Origin of the sequence: Capnocytophaga stomatis (genome assembly GCF_002302635.1) — a bacterium.
GTDB classification, from domain to species: domain Bacteria; phylum Bacteroidota; class Bacteroidia; order Flavobacteriales; family Flavobacteriaceae; genus Capnocytophaga; species Capnocytophaga stomatis.
The window spans coordinates 12,391-33,999 of sequence record NZ_CP022387.1 but is presented as its reverse complement, the minus strand read 5'-3'; the positions used below and the strand labels follow the sequence as shown (position 1 = coordinate 33,999).

Annotated in this window: 20 protein-coding genes; 8 read left to right on the top strand and 12 right to left on the bottom strand. The window is 33.1% G+C overall.

Features of this window, described 5'->3' with window-relative positions; all coding sequences use genetic code 11:
• The first annotated feature begins 28 nt into the window (after nucleotides 1-28).
• From CGC58_RS00145 to CGC58_RS00135, 4 genes are all read left to right on the top strand, one after another.
• A complete protein-coding gene (locus tag CGC58_RS00145; RefSeq protein WP_095894329.1) occupies nucleotides 29-418 on the top strand; it encodes an HU family DNA-binding protein in 390 nt (129 codons plus the stop codon).
• Between the two features lie 211 nt (nucleotides 419-629).
• Entirely contained in the window at nucleotides 630-794 is a 165-nt protein-coding gene (locus CGC58_RS12775; RefSeq protein WP_198540736.1) for a hypothetical protein, read from the top strand.
• Nucleotides 795-860: 66 nt separating this feature from the next.
• Complete coding sequence (locus CGC58_RS00140; protein ID WP_157909163.1) at nucleotides 861-1,757, top strand: hypothetical protein; 897 nt, start codon at nucleotides 861-863, stop codon at nucleotides 1,755-1,757.
• A 5-nt stretch (nucleotides 1,758-1,762) separates the two neighbouring features.
• A complete protein-coding gene (locus CGC58_RS00135; protein WP_095894557.1) occupies nucleotides 1,763-2,716 on the top strand; it encodes a transketolase family protein in 954 nt (317 codons plus the stop codon).
• Nucleotides 2,717-2,796: 80 nt separating this feature from the next.
• On the opposite strand, the gene CGC58_RS00130 is transcribed toward CGC58_RS00135, so the two are convergent.
• The 5 genes from CGC58_RS00130 to CGC58_RS00110 form a co-directional block, all read right to left on the bottom strand.
• Entirely contained in the window at nucleotides 2,797-3,471 is a 675-nt protein-coding gene (locus CGC58_RS00130; protein WP_095894556.1) for an ABC transporter ATP-binding protein, read from the bottom strand.
• Between the two features lie 308 nt (nucleotides 3,472-3,779).
• Complete coding sequence (locus CGC58_RS00125; RefSeq protein ID WP_095894555.1) at nucleotides 3,780-6,140, bottom strand: ABC transporter permease; 2,361 nt, start codon at nucleotides 6,138-6,140, stop codon at nucleotides 3,780-3,782.
• Between the two features lie 133 nt (nucleotides 6,141-6,273).
• Entirely contained in the window at nucleotides 6,274-7,572 is a 1,299-nt protein-coding gene (locus CGC58_RS00120; protein WP_198540735.1) for an efflux RND transporter periplasmic adaptor subunit, read from the bottom strand.
• 59 nt (nucleotides 7,573-7,631) lie between these two features.
• On the bottom strand, nucleotides 7,632-9,959 hold the full coding sequence (locus CGC58_RS00115) for an FtsX-like permease family protein (protein WP_095894554.1): 2,328 nt from the start codon (nucleotides 9,957-9,959) through the stop codon (nucleotides 7,632-7,634).
• Between the two features lie 303 nt (nucleotides 9,960-10,262).
• Nucleotides 10,263-11,747, bottom strand: coding sequence for a TolC family protein (locus CGC58_RS00110; RefSeq protein WP_095894553.1), 1,485 nt, complete (start codon nucleotides 11,745-11,747; stop codon nucleotides 10,263-10,265).
• A gap of 317 nt (nucleotides 11,748-12,064) precedes the next feature.
• Here CGC58_RS00110 and CGC58_RS00105 point away from each other — a divergent pair, with 317 nt between their 5' ends.
• The gene (locus CGC58_RS00105; RefSeq protein ID WP_095894552.1) at nucleotides 12,065-12,841 is read left to right on the top strand and encodes a hypothetical protein; all 777 of its coding nucleotides are present in this window, start codon (nucleotides 12,065-12,067) and stop codon (nucleotides 12,839-12,841) included.
• Between the two features lie 2 nt (nucleotides 12,842-12,843).
• Here the strand turns inward: CGC58_RS00105 and CGC58_RS00100 are convergent, their stop codons facing one another.
• The 4 genes from CGC58_RS00100 to CGC58_RS00085 all read right to left on the bottom strand — a co-directional run bounded on the left by CGC58_RS00100 (nucleotide 12,844) and on the right by CGC58_RS00085 (nucleotide 16,412).
• Nucleotides 12,844-13,716 carry a DUF6929 family protein gene (locus CGC58_RS00100; protein ID WP_095894551.1) on the bottom strand — a complete coding sequence of 291 codons (873 nt, stop codon included), beginning with the start codon at nucleotides 13,714-13,716 and terminating at the stop codon, nucleotides 12,844-12,846.
• Between the two features lie 87 nt (nucleotides 13,717-13,803).
• Complete coding sequence (gene lnt, locus CGC58_RS00095) at nucleotides 13,804-15,390, bottom strand: apolipoprotein N-acyltransferase (protein WP_095894550.1); 1,587 nt, start codon at nucleotides 15,388-15,390, stop codon at nucleotides 13,804-13,806.
• A 17-nt stretch (nucleotides 15,391-15,407) separates the two neighbouring features.
• Nucleotides 15,408-15,782, bottom strand: coding sequence for a fluoride efflux transporter CrcB (gene crcB / locus CGC58_RS00090; protein WP_095894549.1), 375 nt, complete (start codon nucleotides 15,780-15,782; stop codon nucleotides 15,408-15,410).
• Nucleotides 15,783-15,827: 45 nt separating this feature from the next.
• Nucleotides 15,828-16,412 carry an NUDIX hydrolase gene (locus CGC58_RS00085; RefSeq protein WP_095894548.1) on the bottom strand — a complete coding sequence of 195 codons (585 nt, stop codon included), beginning with the start codon at nucleotides 16,410-16,412 and terminating at the stop codon, nucleotides 15,828-15,830.
• Nucleotides 16,413-16,420: 8 nt separating this feature from the next.
• On the opposite strand from CGC58_RS00085, the gene pyrE reads away from it, so the two are divergent.
• The 3 genes from pyrE (at nucleotide 16,421) to CGC58_RS00070 (ending at nucleotide 18,774) form a co-directional block, all read left to right on the top strand.
• On the top strand, nucleotides 16,421-17,062 hold the full coding sequence (pyrE, locus tag CGC58_RS00080) for an orotate phosphoribosyltransferase (RefSeq protein WP_095894547.1): 642 nt from the start codon (nucleotides 16,421-16,423) through the stop codon (nucleotides 17,060-17,062).
• A 107-nt stretch (nucleotides 17,063-17,169) separates the two neighbouring features.
• Nucleotides 17,170-17,562, top strand: a complete 393-nt coding sequence (locus CGC58_RS00075) for an orotate phosphoribosyltransferase (protein ID WP_095894546.1) — start codon at nucleotides 17,170-17,172, stop codon at nucleotides 17,560-17,562.
• Nucleotides 17,563-17,625: 63 nt separating this feature from the next.
• On the top strand, nucleotides 17,626-18,774 hold the full coding sequence (locus CGC58_RS00070; RefSeq protein ID WP_095894545.1) for a THUMP-like domain-containing protein: 1,149 nt from the start codon (nucleotides 17,626-17,628) through the stop codon (nucleotides 18,772-18,774).
• On the opposite strand, the gene CGC58_RS00065 is transcribed toward CGC58_RS00070, so the two are convergent.
• From CGC58_RS00065 to CGC58_RS00055, 3 genes are all read right to left on the bottom strand, one after another.
• Nucleotides 18,775-19,725, bottom strand: a complete 951-nt coding sequence (locus CGC58_RS00065; protein WP_095894544.1) for a lysylphosphatidylglycerol synthase transmembrane domain-containing protein — start codon at nucleotides 19,723-19,725, stop codon at nucleotides 18,775-18,777.
• Nucleotides 19,726-19,749: 24 nt separating this feature from the next.
• The gene (gene panD, locus CGC58_RS00060; RefSeq protein ID WP_095894543.1) at nucleotides 19,750-20,100 is read right to left on the bottom strand and encodes an aspartate 1-decarboxylase; all 351 of its coding nucleotides are present in this window, start codon (nucleotides 20,098-20,100) and stop codon (nucleotides 19,750-19,752) included.
• A 146-nt stretch (nucleotides 20,101-20,246) separates the two neighbouring features.
• Entirely contained in the window at nucleotides 20,247-21,509 is a 1,263-nt protein-coding gene (locus CGC58_RS00055) for a tetratricopeptide repeat protein (protein ID WP_095894542.1), read from the bottom strand.
• Nucleotides 21,510-21,609 lie beyond the last annotated feature (100 nt).

Below are 21,609 nucleotides of genomic sequence, written 5' to 3'. Positions count from 1 at the left end.
TATTATAAACTTTAAAAAACTTATTATTATGGCAGTAAAATACAACATCGTAGAAAGAAAAAACCTTTTAGACAAAGAAGCTAAACCTAAATTTTATGCAAGTGCAAAAGCAGATGGTGAAATATCTTTCCGTGCACTTGCTAAAGAAATTGCAACAGGCTCATCAACTGTGTCAGATACAGATGTATTGGCGGTGCTAAACGATTTAACCAAAGTATTAGTAAAACATCTTTCGGAAGGACGTATCGTTCGTTTGGGCGATTTCGGGAGTTTCAGAATTACCATCTCAAGCGAAGGAGCAGAAACGGCAGAAAAATTCAATCCCGCTCTAATCAAAAGCAATAAAATTCAGTTTACACCCGGAGTGGATTTAAAGGAAATGCAACGCGTTATCAAATACGAAAAATACAAAAAATAATTTTATTTTCAGAAAGAAGTCTCAATTCATTGATATACGAGTAAGTGTATTTTTAAAATTATATGTATATATCTTATCGAAGATATATATATAAGTTTATAAAAATATATATACAAGTCGATGAAGTTTTATATATAAAATAAATGACTTATATTTTAAGTTATAAGTTTTATTATTTTTTATATTGAATAATAAATACAAATGATTAAAAATGAGTTACAAAATATCCTTTCAGGAAAGGGCGAAGTTAAGTATGGAGAACCTATCCAAACAATTGCCTGTTACCTTAGAAGAAGCTCGGGAACAAGTACAATGGTTGAAGAAAAAGAGCAAAACAAAAGTAAGGAAACGGAGAAACTCTGCCAATGGATATTAAGTTTTAGTTCTCATTTGTATAATGATTTTTTGTAAATAATAGTTTATATTTTTAAAATTCAACACAATGAAAAGATTAGTTTTTATATTATTGTCGATAGTTATGTTATCGTGCAATAAAGAAAGTGAACCGAACAGACAAGAGTTTCTTGAGCTATTTAAACGAGAAAGAAATATTCCACAAGATATTTCTATTGAGAGAATTTCATTAGGAAAAGATTTTGAAATTGTTGTAGGAAAGAAAGATTTTGAGTTGTTTTTATATAAAATTCAGAATAAAAAAATCGTAGTTTCACACAAAGAGCCTATTCCTAAAGAAGTAAAAAAAGGAGAAAAAACGTATTTAGTAAAGGGTTTTACACCTAACATAAGTCGATTAAAAGAAAATGGTTTCATTTGGATTGATATAACACGTGATTGGGCGGAACAAGGAAATACTTCGGTAAATCCGTATTATGTTCTTTTCTCTTTTGTGCTTCATAAGGATACTTTTGTTAAAATAGATAATAGCTCGTATGATTGGAATGGGGATATTATCGACATACGTACTTGGAATGAAACTAATTTTTTAGTTCAAGTAACAGGAAATTCTGATAGAGATTTTTATATTTACGGCGATAAATGGCAATTTTTGTTCAAATCAAATTCAAAATTCTTAATCAATCCTGATAAGATATATACTTTAAATCAGGAAGAGATTATTCTATTTGGAGATGAAAAACAGTTGTTTAAAAGGATAAATATTAAGGATAATAATACAATTTGGCAGGTGGATTCTGAGAAAATTTTCCCTTCCAAAACAGTATTTCTCAGTAGAGTAACTGAGCTAAATAAATCGGAAAATATTTGGACTTTTATAATAAATTACACACTTCGATACGAAGATAATGAAAAACAAGAGCAATTTGAAGAAGGAATAAAAACAATTAAAATAGATATTAACAACGGGAAAATTATTGAATAAATACAATTATGAAATATACAGACACAGGAAAAAAGGATACTCGAAGCGGCTTCGGGGCAGGATTGGTTGAGCTTGGGCGTACCAATCCTAACGTAGTGGCACTTTGTGCTGACCTTATCGGGTCGCTCAAAATGGAGAAGTTTATTGAAGAAAACCCTGAGCGTTTCTTCCAAATTGGTATTGCCGAAGCCAATATGATGGGCATTGCGGCTGGACTTACCATCGGAGGAAAAATTCCGTTTACGGGTACATTTGCCGCGTTTTCAACGGGAAGGGTGTATGACCAAATCCGTCAATCGATTGCTTATTCGGGCAAAAATGTGAAAATTTGTGCCTCACACGCAGGGCTTACCTTAGGAGAAGATGGGGCAACGCACCAGATTTTGGAAGACATCGGACTGATGAAAATGCTTCCCGGAATGGTAGTTATCAATCCGTGTGATTATAATCAAACCAAAGCGGCTACTATTGCCATTGCTGATTATCAAGGTCCGGTTTACTTGCGTTTCGGTCGTCCGACGGTAGCAAACTTTACTCCGGAAGACCAAAAGTTCGAAATCGGGAAAGGAATTCTTCTCACCGAAGGAAAAGACGTAACTATTGTTGCCACAGGACATTTGGTTTGGGAAGCATTACTTGCCGCCGACGAGTTGGAAAAGCAAGGTATTTCCGCCGAAGTGATTAACATTCACACCATAAAACCTTTGGACGAGGAAATTATTTTGAATTCCGTAAAGAAAACAGGTTGTATCGTTACTTGCGAAGAGCACAATTACTACGGAGGATTGGGCGAAAGCGTAGCTCGTGTACTTACTCAAAGGTTGCCCGCTCCGCAAGAATTCGTTGCAGTGAATGACACATTTGGGGAATCGGGAACACCTGCCGACCTGATGAAAAAATACGGACTCGACAAAAACGGCGTAATCAAAGCTGTGGAGAAAGTATTGAAACGTAAGTAAATCAGAAAAAGTATATACATTTTACTTAAATAAAAACGGGCTGAGAGTATTAATTCTCAGCCCGTTTATTTTAATTGAAACTATAATTCTACTTCAGGAACTACTCTTCCATCGAAAAGATTAATAATGCGAGTTGCATAGCCAGCATCGTGACGGCTGTGGGTTACCATTACAATTGTTGTGCCTTCAGCATTAAGTTCGGAAAGAAGTTTCATAACCTCTGCCCCATTTTTACTGTCAAGATTTCCCGTTGGCTCATCCGCGAGAATTAATTTTGGGTTGGCAACAACAGCACGAGCAATGGCAACACGCTGTTGCTGTCCGCCAGAGAGTTGCTGAGGAAAATGCTTCTCTCGATGCGAAATTGCCATACGTTCCATCGCTTCTTTTACACGTTTTTTGCGTTCGGGGGCGGGAATTTTCATATAAAGCAAAGGCAATTCAATGTTTTCATATACACTTAATTCCTCAATAAGATTGAAACTTTGGAAAACAAATCCTATTACACCTTTTCGGAGTGTTGTACGTTGATTTTCAGTAAACTCAGTCACATTAGTTCCATTTAGGTAATATTCTCCGGAGGTAGGATTATCCAGTAAACCTAAAATATTCAACAAAGTGGATTTCCCACAGCCTGAAGGTCCCATAATAGCAACAAATTCCCCTTCCTTAATATCAATACTAACGTCTGTTAATGCCCACGTTTCAATTTCTTCCGTGCGGAAGATTTTCTGTAAATTGGTTGTCTTTATCATCTTTTATATATTTAAAATTCGTAAATTATTTAAGTTTTTTTAAAATAGTTAGGTATAAAATAGTTTCATACTTAATTCAATTGTAATTAATTATCTATAAAAGGAAATTCATTTTATTATAATTCATTTTCATTTACTATAAAATTACATTCAACTAATTATAAAATAAAATTATTATCCTTAAAATGTAATTCAATTAATGTTAATTAAAATTAATTATCTTAATTCAAAATTCCTTTTTAAGTAAATATATTTTGTTTTAGTTAAAAAGGTAATTCAAATTTATTAAAATAAATTCATTTATCTTATTAATCTAATTTAAGTACACTTGATTCATTTATTTTCATTGCTTCATTTACTTGTTTTGATACCGATAAAATAATAATTACATTAATTATAATCAACACTATCGCAAATAACCAAATAGAAAGCTCAAAATGATACGCATATGTCTCTAACCATTTTGATATGAACAAATATCCAATAGGTAGTGCAATTAAATTAGATATTATAGATATAAAAAGATATCTTTTTAGGAATAATTTTAAAATATCAGCGAAAGTTGCTCCACTTATTTTGCGTATTGCAATTTCTTTCTTGCGTTGTTCAACAGATAATGACACTAATGAATATATTCCCAAGGCAGAAATTAATATGGATGTGGCTGCCAGAGTTAAAAATATCCAAGACATCTTAATATCTGAGGCATTTAGGTTTTCCATAACCTCAGGCAGATACAAAAATCGCTTCTCCAAAGGTACTTCTTCATTAGAAAATTTACCATATTGCTCTTTTAAAAAAGCTAAAACCTTATCCTTATTCTCTGGTTTTACTTTTATATAAATGTAGGACTGACCAAATGATTTTTCTTCCTCAGATTCTTTTTCTCTTACCTTAATAAATACATTTTTTAAAGGATTTTGCATTGAAGTATAGTAAAAATTCTTTACAATTCCCTTGAATTCAATCGGAATATCTGAAAAAGGAGTACCTTCTTTGGATAAATTATTTTTAATACCTATTTCTTTTGCTCCTATTTCATTCATTACATATTTATTATGGTCAGATTCTGATAACCATTCCCCCGATTTCATTTGTAAACCAAAAAAAGGCAAAAAGTTTGGCTCTACTAAAAGAACATTCATTTTAAAAACTTCTCCATTTTTATTTAAATTTAATATCCTTTGATAACTTCCATAATAAATTCCAGATGTAGAAAAAATTTCATTGGTAGTTGTAGTAACTTCTTCAATGTAAGAAGATTGTTTTATACTTTCCAGAAAACCTGAATAGTTTGAAGAAATAGAATTAAAGAAACCTACATCAATTTGCCAGATGTTATCAGGTACAATTCCCTTATCCGTATTTCTTGTATAGCTGTATTGTAAATAGAAAGCCAAAGCGGTTATCAGAAATAAGCTTCCTATAAAAATTTGACCCGAAACAAGAAAGTCTCTCAAGGCAAATGAAGTTGATTTTTTGTGTTTTTGAATCAGAAAATAGATGGGAATAATACATAGAAGTAAAAAAAGAATCCCCGATATGGCAAAACTAATTACAGATGCCTGAATCAAATCTCCTTTTGAGAGAAAATTTTTAAAATTACTGAAAATCTCTCCTTCAGAATGAATCGTTGTATATTCTTGATAGAAAGGAAAGATTATTTCTATCAAGGTCATTGATACGATGAAGCTAATCAGCATAAAGACTGTCAATTCTGTAATTCCTCTCAGTATAAGTCCTTTTGTTGATGCCCCTATCACACGATAAAGACCATTATAACGTAACTTGACTTGCTGTCGGGAAAGAAAGAGAACTAATAAATTCATCAAAGCACTGATAAATGCTAATAATCCACCACAAAATAGTATCTTGATGTTGCGAAAACGACTTTTAAGATGTGAATTGGTTGTCAGATGAACGTCAGGAAGTTTACAAAGTCTATATTTGTATTTAGAATATTTATTGTAAACATCATCTTTTTCCTTAACAGTATATCCTTCTATCTTGTTTCGTAATTGATTGATATCAGTATTAGGTTTAACTTTGATATATGTAGGTAATCTACCTAAATGATGATATTCAATTTTGGTTAAACATAAATATTCAAACTTAAAATGTGTATTTTGAGGGTATTCCTTAATTACTCCAGCAATATCAAATGATATTTTATTATTAATTTCAAATTTTTTGCCCAAACAGGAAGTACTTCCGAAGAGATTTATTGCCATTTGTTCTGTAAGTATCACACTTTTTCCGTCAAACGGATTTCCTTTGTATGTTCCTTCTATAAATTCGTGATGAAACATATCAAAAAAGGATTCTTCAACTTCCATTCCTACCCAAACACGATTTTGTTTTTCAGGAGAATGTAAGAATAAATTGGTTAATGTAACTTTTTCTACTTCAGAAAATTTTTCAAATTCCTCTCGGGCATATTTATTTAACTGATTCAGATTATCTATTTCCTCCGAATAATTGGAAGTAGTGATAGCATAGGTTCTTTCCCAGTCAGGATGAAATGTATCGAAGGTATTTTCCCAATAGTACCAATATCCTGCTAAAATAAATGCCGTAAAACCGATAGCCATACCAGTTATACTAATAATACTTTGCGTTTTATACCTTACTATATTACGCCAAGCTAATTTCAAATAATGTGGTAACATATAATTTTGTGTTTATTACTATTTATTTTATGTTAGTTAAATTTCCTTTTTGGTTTGTTGTAATTTAATTTAATATAATCAAACTTCCTTTTGAACTAAAATTAAAAAAATTATCTACAAACGAATTTCCTTTTTACTTCTTTTCAATTTGAATAGTCTCAGCTTCTCCAAAAGTTCCATAACCTGAAATGATAACACGGTCTCCTTTTTGCAATCCGCTGATAATTTCATATTGAGAGGGATTTTGCCTTCCGATGCTAACGGGAATTCGAGTTGCTTTATCTCCTGAAGGATTCATTTTGAAGAGCCACTGACCTCCGGTAGTCTGGAAGAAATCCCCTCGAGGGATAATCAAAGCAGTTTCGGGCTGCCCGAGTTCTATCTGAAGCCGAAAACTTTTCCCGATGCGTACATTGTCAGGTTTTTCGCCTGTGAAAACTAAATCCACCTCAAACTGCCTGTCTTTTACCTCCGGAATAACTTTGGATACTCGTAGGGGATACTTTTTACCCTGATAAGTAATGGAAGCAGGCAATCCGGAAGTAATTCTGTCGATATAGTATTCACTTAATCGTGTTTTGATTTTAAAATTGTCGATAACCTTAATTTCTCCAACACTTTCCGATTGCCCTACACGCTGCCCTAAAGTTACATTGAGGAAACTCAATTGCCCATCAATGGGAGCACGAACTACGAGGCTTTCCATACGGTTCCTGATATGCTGATTTTGTTTTCTGGCACGTTGTAAATCATTATTCATAAGCTCGTAGCGTAATTTTGTCGATGCACTGTCTTGTTTTAGGCTCTCGAGTTGCAGGGCGGTGCTTTTGGTCTTATAGTTGAACTCTTCACGTTGTACTTCAAGCTGTGCTTTGCTCTTGATGCCCATTTTGAATTCTTCTTCTCCTAAATTGAAGTCCTTGCCAAGGCGATTCAATTCGTAACGAGCTTGCAGGGTTTGCTGCTGAAGCAAAATACTTTTTTGTTCCATTTCAATTTTCTTTTCCTGATAGATAATCCGCTGTTTTTCCCATTCGCTTTCCTGTTCCTCAATAATGCGATTCAATTCAGGATTTTGAAGAACCAAAATTGTATCTCCTTTTCGTATATTTGTTCCTTCTTCGGCTACAATTCGGGCTACTGTTCCCATTTCCAACGCATTGATTTTTATGGTCATAATGGGCTGTACGTTTCCTTCCGTATCCACGTAATCCAGAAAGGGAGCTTCGGTAACTTCTGCTATTTGTATTTTGTCGTTATCCACACGGAGTTTTCTTCCGTCCAAAATATTTATAAAAATATACGCCAGAAAAACCGCAAAAGCAAAACCTGAAATCAAGTGATATTTGTACTTCTGAATGAATGTTTTAGGAGGAAGCTTTTTGTCCATATTGGAATCTCGTGATTCGTGATAGTTATTGTGTTTTTCCATAATGGTGTTTTTTATAGTTTTTTAGAAAACAATATTTATATCTTTTTAAAATTTCAAAATTATTCTGATTTGATAACATTTATAGGATTTTCACTGCACGCTTTGTGTATGAGGCGGTAAATTGTTAATAGAATGAATATTACCAAAACGCTCCACGTTGAAAGACAAGAAATTATCACCATAAGTGAAAAATTATCAAAAAACACTGTAAGTTCCAAACCTGACAAGGCAAAAATGTTTACCGGAATGCTCAATATCAGAATAATCAAAAGCATTATGATATATAATCTTAAGTGTTTCCAAAGGATATCGCGATAGGTAGCTCCATTAATTTTTCGGATAGCTATTTCTTTTCTTCGGCGTGTAATATCTGCATTTACAGCAGTGTATATCCCTAACAAAGTCAGAATCAAGCTCATTACGGCAAGTATGGAAATTCCACCAACAATTCTATTAGCAATGGTATTGGTATAGTTAATTTGCTCATACATTGTACCCATACGATAAGGAATTGTAGCAGGTAAATATTCTCTGATTATCTTCAGGATTTCAGTTTTAACGTTTTCTGCTTGTGCAACATTGCTTTTTACTAAATAATTTCCTCTACCAAGCACATCTGCCGAAGCTAAAACCGCATATGAATCTGTTTTAGAATAAGGAATGTTACTCACAGAGCCTACTACTTTATGCGTAACTCCATATATTGAAATTTCGGATTTGCCTAATGAATTAAGTTTGTCCGCTAATTTTTGATTTACTATCGCTTCATTAGGAGCCAACGATTTGCGAGGTAACGGCTCTTTCATCTCCATAAACTGACTATAATCTTCTGATAATATGAATACAAAAGCTTCAACTCCCATATTTTTATCATAGTTTATGAAACTAGGGAACGAAAAATTATTTTCGCCAGTAATGCTTAAAATACCTTCTACGCCTGCAATTCCTCTGATGCGTGAAATGATTTCTTCTTGATTGGTTCTTAATTTCAGTTCTGACAGAGACACAGAAAAAACGGATTGAGTTTGTTCTTTTGATAAAGTTTCGTGAGTATCTTTAATTTGTGAAAAAAGAAATCCAAATAAAGTATAAAACACTGTAAATACAATCAATGTAAATAATAACTGAAAGAAAATAAGACCATTACGCATATAGTTTTTACTTCCCTTAAGTAGTTTTCCACGTATTCCTTGTGTTAAAACTATCTTTTGGATGTAATTTGTAAGTAAAAAAGCCACCACAATACACAAAAGGAAAGTATATAAAGCAATTTGCCAAGGATAATCATACAGTATGGGTAAAATAGATGCTACTTTATTGTACTCGTTTTTGAGGATAATTTGAGAAGATAACAGCCAATGAATAAATATTTCTGTAAGCAGATAACTTATAAGTGTTGCTCCTAAGAGTATTGGAATTATCTCACAGAAAAGCATTAACATAAACGTCCAACGATTTGCACCTACAATTCTCCGTAACGTAAACTGCCTGATGCGAGCCTGAATTGAATTAACAAGTAAATTAAAGAAGTTGAACAATGCAATTATGAGAACAATCGAAGCCAAAAAGCTTAGAACCACATACAAAGGAGTGGGAAGATTTTTTCCAATTTCTGCTTCTTGTAACTCAACATAAGAGTACTCCACATTTTCTCGTTCAAGGAATTGGTAATTTGATGTACGGTGTTTTAGTACTTTGTTTAACTCCTCTACGGATGCATCTTTTGAGAGCGTTACAAGCACTCCTCCCTCTTTTCTTTCGAATAAACTTTCAGAGCTGAATATTTCCGCATTATATCTTGGGAGATTTAGCGGTTTTATTACTCCCGCAATCGTAAAGGTTCTCTGGTAAACACTATTATGTATTTCAATGCTGTTACCCACCACATTGGTAGTTCCGAAGAGTTTTTTAGCAAAATAATCTGTTAAAACTACCGAAGGTTGATGCTCCCATCGAGATACTCCCCCCGAAATAAATTTAGCTCCAATCAAATCAAAAAATTCCTTACTTGCAAACCGATTTGCCCCACTAAACATCCATTCTTGCTTATGCTCAGGACAAGCATAAACATCTAACTCAACATTCTCATAGCTGGCTATTGTTTGAATTTCAGGTAAATGCTCTTCTTTCAGCCTTTCCAAAACCAAATAAGGAGTTAATAAGTAACTTGCTTCCGAATTGCTCCCTTGTTCTTTAAAGTTTACAGACAAAGTATATAATTGTTTATCTTTAGGGAGATTATGTTCAAATTCATTGAGTATATCAATTGCAAATTGAAAAATAGCAAATACCGTAATCCCCACGGCAATTCCTAAAGTGGTTAGCAAATAGCGAAACTTGTGTTTCAATATATTCCGAACGGTAATTTTCAAATAATGTGATAACATAATTAAAATCTTTTTGGTTTTTATTCTTAATATATAAATTTTTGTCTTTTTCTCGTTACAAATTAATATGTTTAATTCTGTTTATCATATTTTTTCAAACAGAATTTTATTAATCCTTCAGTGCTAATATTTTCCTGATGCAGAATTTTATCAATCCCTCAGTGCTGATACTTTCCTGATACAGAATTTTATCAATCTCTTAGTGCTAACATTTTCCTGATGCAGAATTTTATCAATCCCTCATTGCTGATACTTTCCTGTTGCAGAATTTTATTAATTCCTCAGTGCTGATATTTTCCTGTTTTAAAAATCATTGTAAGAATTATTAATCATTGGTTTTTCTAACGGAATTTCAGTATTCTTTTGAAAATCCCAACCTGTGATGCTTCGCAAAGTGTAGTACATACTCCAATAATTTTGCAATTCAAGAATAAAACTACGTTGTAAGCGGTCTTTTTCTGCCACTGCCGAATTCAAATCCAATATGTTCGACTTTCCCAGTAAATACAATCGGTAAGCAACCTCATTTCGTTTCTTTGCTCTTTCCGACGTTTTTTGAGCGATATGCACTTTATTAGCCTGTAAATTAAATTGTTTTACTAACTTCACAATATTAGCATCGAAATCAGTTTGTGCTTGCTTAATGTCGGTAAGTGTTTTTTCATAGTTACTTTTAGCTACCTCTACCCTGCCCTTTCCTACGCCCCAATCCAAAATCGGTATCCGAATCCCCAGGCTAACTAACTGTTGGTCAAGCGGACTACGATATGCCCCTTTTAGTTCTTTATGCGTTTGTGTTAGTCCAAATTCTAAATATAAATCGGCTTTCATACCGTGTGATGAACGTGCTTTCGCAACAGAACTTTCACTTTCTAACTTTCTTAACTTAAAATTTTCTATCTCAGGACTATTTTGCCGAGCCAAAGTTAAAGCTTCTTGTTCCGAAACCAGAAATTCCGGCAGGTTTGAAGCTATTTCTACCACAATTTTAGTCTGTTCAGTGATTCCCAGAAAGCTTCGCAAATCCTGTATGTAATCATCCATTTCAATGCGAGCATTCATCTTGTTGGTTTGTTCGGTAAGATAGTTAATTTCAAGCTGAAGCATTTCATTCTCAGTTATAGTCCCTATTTTATAACGTCCTTGTGCATATCGGTAAAGCGTATCGGCAGTAGCATAATTGTATGAAGCTGATTCCCAATTACTCTGAGCCATCGCCAACTTAAAGAATTTGGAAGAGGCTGTCGCTGCGACAAGCTCCAAAGTTTCACGAAATTCCTTCTGTGCTTGTGTGTATCGTATGGGTTCTATTTTTCTGTTCCATTTCAAATGATTGTACCCGAGCAAGTTTTGTGAATATCCCAAAACAATAGGTGTAGATTTATAAGAAATTATCTTATCCGATAGAATGTCAAGCCTTTGCAAGCCTGTTTTCATATAAATACTTCCACCGAGCGGAGCTATATTCTGATTGATAGTAAGCGAATTATCGTTCAGAAGTTGATTGCGGTGTACGAAACTGTCGCTACCATCGGGCAAGGTAATCGAACTAATGGAACGATTCAGCGAAGAGGAAGAGTTAAAGGATAAACTCGGCAGATAATCAGCCTTAAAGGAACGCCAATTCCAATACATCGCTCTGTACTGATGCCGTGCCGATACAGCTTGTGGTGATTGCTTGCGTGCAAGTTCTATGGTTTTGGTCAGTGTAAGTTTAAGCGTATCTTGCTGGGCATAAAATCGTGCTGGAAAAAGCCATAAAATCAAAAGAAAAACATAATATTTCATACAGAATTTAACTTTTATATAACATTAGTAAGCAATATAGATGCCAAAATGTATATATTTATATGTCAGAAAGATACAACTTAATAAAAGAAGAATATAAGTGCGATTATGAACATACGAAGTGTAATTCCGCACAGAATAAAAAACTTAGTGCCAATGAAGAAGATTTTTGCTGATAAACCTACGGAAGAATAAAATAGGTCTGTCCGTACTTCATAAAAGTAGTAATCTTTTTATTTCAATAAAAAACTAACTACGTAAAAAGATTGCGTATTGTTGTTGTAATTTTGTCCCGTAATCAGAATATAATCAATCCGATGAAAATAAAAACACGCCCTGAGAAGAACACACCTAAAACCAGTAAGAATATACAATTACTTATAGAGGAAGCGTATCATATTTTTGACTATCAACTTAATGGACGATTGAGCGTGTGTACTCCTTGCTGTGTATCAGCTGAAAGGATGCAAGAACTTTTACAAACGCCTGTTTCAGAGCTTTCTGCCTGTGCCATTTATGATTATTTGGATGCGGTACATTATGACGAATCGGGATATGAAATAAAGCATTTTTTGCCACGGATACTTGAACTGTTAGCGGAAGACGCTACGATAAGGCATTCCACCGAACTTATTTTGGATAAATGCCATTTTGAAAGAAGTTCTTGGCGACAAGCCGAATTGGATTTTATGAAACGCTTTTCGGCGGAATTTATCAGATATGTGCTGACAAATTTCAACCAAAGCCAAGGAGATGATGCGATGAATTATATTTTAATGTTTGATTTAGCGGGACTTCCAATCGAGCATTTACTTGAAATTTGGGAAAACGAGCTTAGCTCCTCCCCGATTGCTCTGAAACATTTGGAAGTAATGATGTACTATTATATTGATTCTGAAGGTTATTACTCGAATGCTTTTTCAGAAAATCCCAGCTTCAACAATCAGGTGAGAAACTGGGTAATAAGCCCTAAACTTGCCAGAATTGTGCTGCCCATCATTGAAAAAGAATATTTTGAAAATCAAAACCTTACGGAAGAAGCTCGCTATTATTTGGACTTGCTCTACGGAAAACTTGAACGTAATTTACAATAAAATCACATTTTCAAAACCGCCTTAATCAGTTTTGTATTTCCGTTATCATCGTCAGTTATAAAAGCAACTTCCGTATTACGACCTGATTTTGAAGGCAATATAGCAACAGATTCCACTTTTATGGGTTGTTTCTCACTCGGGATAAAGTTATAACGAATTACTTTTGCCTTCTGAAAGTCAGAAATATCGATTATTCCTACCAAACTCCCGATAATTTCTCCATCATTGTACGCATCATCAGTAGCCTCAACCGAAGCCGTAAAAAGAATTTTTGATTTCTCAGAAAATGTAGCTCCTGAAAAACCTGCTTCAACTCCTTCAATTTGAGGGAGAGACACTTGATTTATCTCAATCTTAGGAAGATTTCCTGTTTTTAAATAAGAGATAAATTCTTGATAATCAAATTTTACGATAATGTTATTCGTTCTATTAAATAAATATAAAAATCCGTCAGAAAAAGCACTTGCCTCAAGATTGAGTTCTATATCTTTTACTAATGGAAAACTTTTTAAATGCTCATAAAATTCTGTTATTGAGTAACTTTCCACATCTAGAATTTCATTTAGTAAAACTCGCACAAAAACGTCACGTCGTGGAGACTTTGAACCTGAACCAAATATAACAAGCTCATTTTCAGAAATCATTTCCAAAGTTTCAAAGTCGGGTTTCATTTTCTTTTTAATACGATTTCCTTTAAAATCTTCCGAAGAGGCTTCCAATAACGAAATTCTATTTTCCACCTGAAAATCTGAATCTATGACGTATAAAAATGGACTATCATCGCCAATTGCATATAATTTTTCCCCATTTGCTCCCAATCCCGAACCACTGGGAAAATCTTCTATATTACTGATTTTCTGTATTTCTATTTTCATTTTTTTCTGAGAATATGCATTCAAAGTACATAAACAAACGGTTAGTAAAAAACTTAAAATTCTATTCATAAAATTGCCAGATATTCATTAATCACGTTTTCTTGCCATTGCATACAAGAATATAAATAAACTCAAAAATAGTGAAATTCGAGCCAAATAATCTCCCATTTTTACATAAAATGTTATTTTATCATTCAAATTGATGTTGCTTCGCAAACTTCCTTGTTTTTCGTAAGACAGCGAATCGGTAATTTCACCCCGCTGATTGATAAACGCAGAAATTCCGGTATTGGCACTTCGAGCAATACTACGGCGAGTTTCAATGGCACGCAATTGAGCATAACTTAATAATTGTTTGTGTCCTTGTGTGTTCTTCCACCAAGCATCGTTTGTCAGGATTGCCAAAAAATTAGCTCCGTTTTTGATATAATCGGTTACAAATTCACCATAAATCGACTCATAACAGATAATAGGAGCTGCTTTTCCTTCTGTTTTTTCACCAAAAAAGACGCTTCTTTCCTCTTGAGTAGTTTTTAAGGCAACTGTTCCGCCCAAATCTATCAAAGTTTCGCCCAAAATAGGCTTTAAAACGCTTTGATACGGAAAATTTTCAACTCCAACCACCAATTTTGATTTGTGATATAAAGGAATTGAGTCATTTTTGTTTAGCAAAAAAGCCGAATTGTAATCGTTATACCAAATGTCAGCTCTTTCCAAATAATTGCTTTGCTCGGTTATTTTGGATTTTTCTTTGAAAAAATCAATCATAGCAATGCCTCCAACAACGTTCAAATTTGGAAATTTCAGCACCATTGAACGCAAAATGGAAAGTTCCCACGAATTTTGTAAGTTTTCAAACTTAACATTATCAGCAAAAACTGTTTCGGGAGTAATGATGAAATTAACTTTTTCGTCTAATGATTTTTCGGAAAGATTTACCAATAATTGTGCTATGTCTTGGTTTGAAATCTGATATTTTTCAAAATAAGGGTCAATATTTGGCTGTAAAACAATTACATCGATAGGATTTTCTTTTTCTTTGTAATTAATATACATAAAATAAGAAACCAAAACGGGTACAGCAAAGCATAAAACTGAAATTCCCACGCCTTTTGCAAGATTTTTTCTGTTTTTCAGCTCAAAATATGATTTAATAAAAGAAAAAAGCAGAATATTTATAAATAAAACCCATAAACTACCACCAAAAGCTCCCGTGTACTCATACCATTGAACCCAAGTGATTTTTCCGGAAAAAACATTTCCCAAATTGAGCCAAGGCCACGAAACATCCCACGTCAAATGAAATTTCTCAAAAGATAACCATATCGTAATCAGGAAAATAAATGCTATTTTTTGAGGTAATCTTTTCGCAACGACGTGATAAAGCAAAAATGTGATGGTCATCAGTAATGTATTTGCTAAAATTGCAAAAACTGCTCCGCCCTTAGTTGAATGCCATATCCACCACGTAGTAATAATGTTCCAAATAAGAAAAGATAAATAACTGATTATAAATACTTTTCTTTTAGTTTGCGTATAATTTTTACGTATATTTTGTTCTGCCAACAGCAACGGAACAAAAGCGATGAAAATCAGTGCTGTAAAGCCGTATGTAGGCCAAGAAAGAGCCAAAAGAAATCCTGATAATATCGCTAATAGTAGATTTTTTTTCATTCTGTCTTTAAGTTTTGTTAAAAATGTATTCTACTTCCCAAAAAACAAGCCGTAATTCCGAGCAGAATGCTTCCTAAAACGTACAAAATTGCTTTCATAGGTTCATTATTTTGGAAAAGTTGAAGTGTTTCGAGCGAAAAAGTTGAAAAAGTGGTAAATCCTCCTAAAATTCCAGTCATTAGGAAGTACTGTAACGTTCCAAATTGTGGTTTTTCTTTAAAATAAGCAAAAGAAACGCCTATCAGGAAGCATCCGATGATGTTTACAGTCATAATTCCGATGGGAAAATGCAAAGTTTTATCAAATTTTATGTTCAAAATGAAAGAAATAATTACTCTCAAAATTCCACCGATAAAACTTCCTAAGCCCGCTACTAAAATCAACTTAATCATCTTGTTTTTGTAACTTAAAAAATTGATAATCAAATTTTTATAAAATCATTCAAATATTTTTTGAATATTTTTATATGATTTTTTGATTAATTCCCTGGCTTCATCGGGCTTTTTCCAACAAACCATTTCTATATCTTCTTCAATTTGAGCTTTAAGAACGCCCTTGTATTTCGTTTCCATATCGTACCAATAAGTTTCTTTCAGGAAATATTGCCCGTCTTGTTTGAAAATATGATATGTTATGGTTCTGAAACGCATCAAATTCAGCTTTTTAACTCCTGTTTCTTCTTCCACCTCACGCAAAGCACAAACGGCAATATTCTCTCCTTTTTCTTTTTTGCCTTTTGGTAAATCCCACTTTCCTCGCCTTTTCATCATCAGAATTTCACCTTTTTTGTTGGTAACAATTCCTCCGCCAGCTTTAATTACAGACAATTTTTTCTTGAATTTTTTAAGAAGCTTTTCTTCCTTAGGATGATAAAGATAGATTTTTTCAACGCCTTTTTTATTCAATTCTGACATAATAAAATCAATTGTCACATCTTTTAGCCGAAAAAATTTGACATTGTTAATATTTTCTTCTACATTTGTCAGAATAATAGATTTATCGTTAGCAAAAATTTCATACATAATTAAAAATGATTTTAGATAGTAATACTGCACAAAAAACAGCTGATTTTTTATTGCAAATAAAAGCAATAAAATTGAATTCTGAAAATTCTTTTACTTGGGCTTCAGGCTGGAAATCTCCAATTTACTGTGATAATCGCATAATACTCTCATACCCAGAAGTTAGAGATTTTGTTGCTTCAGAAATGGCGAAACACATCAAAGAAAAATATCCAAATGCTGAGGTAGTCGCGGGCGTCGCCACGGGAGCTATCGGTATAGGAATGCTTGTGGCAAATCAGTTGGGATTGCCCTTTATTTACGTGCGTCCTGAGCCTAAAAAACACGGCAGACAAAATCAAATTGAGGGGCTTTTGGAAGCAAATCAAAATGTTATCGTAATTGAAGACCTTATCAGTACCGGAATGAGTAGTTTAAACGCCGTTAAAGCATTGAAAGACAGCCAAGCTAATGTACTGGGAATGATAGCTATTTTCTCTTACGGATTTGATGTGGCTAACTCCAATTTTGCAAATGAAAAAGTGAATTTACACACCTTAGGCGATTATGAAAATTTACTTTTGCAAGCCTTAAAAATAGGATATATTTCTGAAAATGAATTAGAAACATTAAAAGAATGGAGGGAAAATCCATCTCAATGGAAACAATAAAATAACCCAAAAGTATAAAGCCAAAAAAATCAGTGATTTGAGAAATGAAAATTTCTAATTTCGTATCTTTTTAGCTTTATGCTTTTTTAACTTTATATTTTTACAAAATGAATTTAGAAAGCCCAAAAGTAACTGTACCAAAAAGCCAACAAGAATTGTTCGGATTGCTGCAAAATGTAGAAAATTTTGAAAAATTAATGCCTGATTCCATTAGTAAATTTCAGGTTCTCAACGAAAATTCTTTTCTGTTTGCACTAAAAGGAATGCCCGAAATCGCATTGGAAAAGAAAGGAAATACGCCTCATTCACAAATTGTTTTGGGAGCAAAAAGTGATAAAGTTCCGTTTACGCTTACCGCAAATTTATTGGAAAAATCTGATAATCAGACCGAAGTACAGCTTCTTTTTGAAGGAAATTTTAATCCAATGATGACAATGATGATTAAATCTCCCATTTCAAAATTCATCGAAACTTTAGCAAGTAAAATGAAAGATTTATAAAACCAAAAAGAATGATTTTTAAGAAATTTTTCAAAAAATCATTCTTTTGTTTTTTCTTTTAATATGATTTTAGATAGAAAAATCCAGGATTTTATCACCGAAAATTTAAATATAAACATCTCCGATTTATTGCTTAAAAAACCTGTTTTTGAAGGAATTAGCAATAAATATTTGGCTCAGCAAATTATTGGAAGAAATACCGCTTCCAAAAAATTTCCTTTTTTAAATCAACCCGATATCCTTTTCCCTCCGCATCTGAATTTGGAACAAGCCTCTTCACAACAAACAGCTGAATTTAAGTCTGTTGGAATGCAAGGTAAACGTTTTTTGGATTTAACTTGCGGATTGGGAATTGATGCCTTTTTCCTGTCTGAAAATTTTGAAGAAGTACATTTGGTAGAACAAAATCCAGAGCTTTTAAAGTTAGTACAGCATAATTGGTTGATTTTAGGCAGAAAAGCAAATTTTCATCAACAATCTTTGTACGAATTTTTAGAAAAAAAATCAGAAAAATTCGATTTGATTTTCATCGACCCAGCCAGAAGAGATGAAAACAATAAGAAAAAATTTCTCTTGGAAGAACTTTCGCCTAACTTGTTAGAAATTCAATCTGCACTTTGGAAAATTACAGACCGAATTTTGATAAAACTATCACCTTTAATCGACCTAAAATATTTACTTTCAGCACTTTCAAATATAGAACGTATTGATATTGTAGCTGTTAAAAATGAAGTAAAAGAAGTTCTTGTTTTACAAAATCAACATAAAACAGATAACAAAATCCTTTGCCGATGTGTAAATTTAGGCAGTAACGAGCCTATGTTTTCTTTCTTTTTTGAAGATGCCGAAAATGTGGCAATTTCGTTTTCAGCTCCTAAAGAATACATTTACATTCCTAATAATAGTTTGCTAAAATCGGGAGCTTTTAACTTGATTTCCAAATATTTTGGTTTACAAAAATTGCATCCCAATACACATTTATATACTTCCGAACAAATAAATCTTAATTTTCCGGGAAGAATCTTAAAATCAGAGGTTATTTCAACAAAAAGTATTGAAAAAGGAGGTAAATACAATATAATTTCTAAAAATCACCCGCTATCAGCTGATGAAATCAAGAAAAAATACAAACTCAAGGATGGAGGCAATAAATATCTGATTTTCACGCAATCCAACAAAGGTAAGGAAGTTATTTTAGGAAATCCGATATAATCAGTTTCTTTTTCTGTTTAATAACGGAAGTAGTATAAAAGATATTCCGCCAAAGAATAAAGTCATAAAAAATTGGGAAACCCAGACAATCCATCCGAAAGCAGTTCCTGTAACCAACGGAATTCCAAAAAGTAAAAGAATTTCTGCAATAAAAAACGGGTATGAACCAAAGCCTCCATTGGTGAAAGCAATAGCAAAACTACCTACTACAAAAGCAGTTAGAACCGTAGATAATTCAACATCACTGGTTTCAGGCAAAGCAAAAAATGGAACATAAAACATCAAAAAATACATTCCCCATATAAAAAATGTATGTAAAATGAATGATTTTCGTTGTTTTAATTTCACAATTGAAAATATTCCTTCTTTTAAACCGAGAAGAAAATTACTGATTTTATCCGCAAGTGAATTTTTTGATTTGTAAAGCCACCACAAAAATCCTCCACCAAGAATGAGTCCAATTCCTCCGATAATGATTAATTTTTTAAAAGGAACTCTTGAAAGTAGAAAATCACTTATCAAATCAAATTGAATTAAAAAAGCTGATAATGTGAATGATAACAACAATATCATATCAATAACACGCTCCGAAATAATCGTTCCGAAAGATTTATCAAAGGGAACATTATCATAACGATTAATTACCAAAGCACGCGAAATTTCACCCGAGCGAGGAATTGTTATGTTCACCAAATAACCGATAAAAACCGCCATAATTCTGTTTGCGGTCTTTGCTCTGTATCCTAACGGACTGATTAGCAATTGCCAACGAATAGCCCTTGAAATATGACTCAAAAATCCCAAAAAGATAGAAAGACCAATATAAAAGTAATTGGCGTCCATAAACTTCATCTTGATTTCAACAAGTTGTTTCTCAGTGAATTGGCTATACGCGTACCAACACAGGAAAACGCCTAACAGCAGAGGAACAAGAGTTTTTACAAGTTTCATCTTTCTGGAAATTAGTTTATTATGTTATTCTATTTTGTTTGTATTTTCATTCGGAAAAATAATTGATGGCTTGAATTGTTTTGCCTTCTCGAAATCCATAATTCCGTAAGAAATAATGATAATTATATCTCCTTTTTGTACCTTGCGAGCAGCAGGACCATTTAACACAATTTCTCCGGAATTGCGTTTTCCTTTTATGATATAAGTTTCCAAACGTTCACCATTGTTCACATTCACAATTGCAACCTTCTCTCCTTCAATCATATTGGCCGCATCAAGCAAATCTTCATCAATTGTGATGCTCCCAACATAGTTTAAGTCAGCTCCCGTAACCGTAACTCTGTGAATTTTAGATTTTAGTACTTCTATTTGCATTTTTATTACTTGAAAATTCGGGCAAAGATAAAATTAAATGTTGAAAGTTAAAAACCGAACATATGTTATTTAATCCTAAAGACAAAATAAAAAAAGCATAAAGGATTCATTCCCTTATGCTTTTATTTATCCGTTTTTTAAAAGAATTATTGTCCTAACAATCCTTTAACTCTTTGGAAATTAGCACTATCTCCTAAGGCTCCATAGATATTTTTTAATTGCTCCAAGATACTTTCATTTTTACCTTGTGTTTTATAAAAATTCTCTAGAATTTCAGCACCTTTTTTAAAGAATTCATCTTTTTTAAGTCTTAATTCCTCATATTTTGCAATATCTGCTTTTGAATTTCCTAAAGAGTTCATCTGCTCAACCAAAGCATTTCCTTCATTAATATAGGTTGTTGAAATATTTAATACAGCATCCGCATAATCAGGTTTGATGCTCAACGCTTGTTCAAATGCTTTACGAGCTTCTTCCAAATGATTTTGTTGCATATTAATAACACCTATATTATACTGTAAATCAGGATTTTTAGGTTCTAATTTAGCTGCTTCTTGCATCAATTCTTTGAATTTGTCTTTGTCATCCAACTGCATATAAATGCTCGCCTCTTGAACTATCAAATTTGCGTCATTTGGATATCTTTTTCTTGCTTCTGCAAATGCTGCCAAAGCCTCATCGTTTTTGCCTTGCTCTACATAAATGTACGCAATATTTTTGATGATTTCAGCACGTTTTGAAGGAGTTTTTTCAGTTCTTGGATTTGTGTGAGTACCTCCCTTTACCATTAAATCACGTTGATTTTTAGTCGGGAAAGCCTCTTCTTTACCAGTTTGTTTTTCTTTTGCATAGTAAAGAACTTCTGTTCCATCGTAATTCAAATCCTTTAGCTCTTTGTAATATTTCAAAGCTGCATCGTAGTTTTTATCTTGCACAGCAACCAAAGCAGCGTTATACAAAAAGACAGTATCTCTCGGGCTTAAACGATACACTTGCTCAAATGCAGTTGTAGCATTTTTCAAATCTTTTCTTCCGTAAGATTCTTGTGCTTGAGTAAGAGCGATGTTAGTTGCTTCTTCCAAAAGAGGCTGCAACATTGACACATATTTCCCTTTTCCTCCCTCCAATTCTCTCACTTTTGCAAAGGCAGAAGAAGCATTTTGCAAAGAAGATGCTACATTTACATTCTTTTTAGCGTTAGCAAGATTCAATTGTCCTTCCAAGAAATAGTATTGAGGAGCAAACTCGCTGTTTGATGTAGCTACACTTTTAATTCCCTCTAATGCATTTTTAGCATTTGCCAAATCTCCTTTTTTGATTTGTTTTTCTACCTCTCTAAGTTCCTTTTTTTGTCCAAACGCAACAGCCGATACCAATAATGCTGATGCAAACAATAATGATTTTTTCATCTGATTTGTTTTTGTAAGTTGTTTTATAATTTTTTGATTTTTAGACTAACCAAAGCACAAACCTTGCCAAAGTTTGAAATTCTGACAAGATTTATGCAAA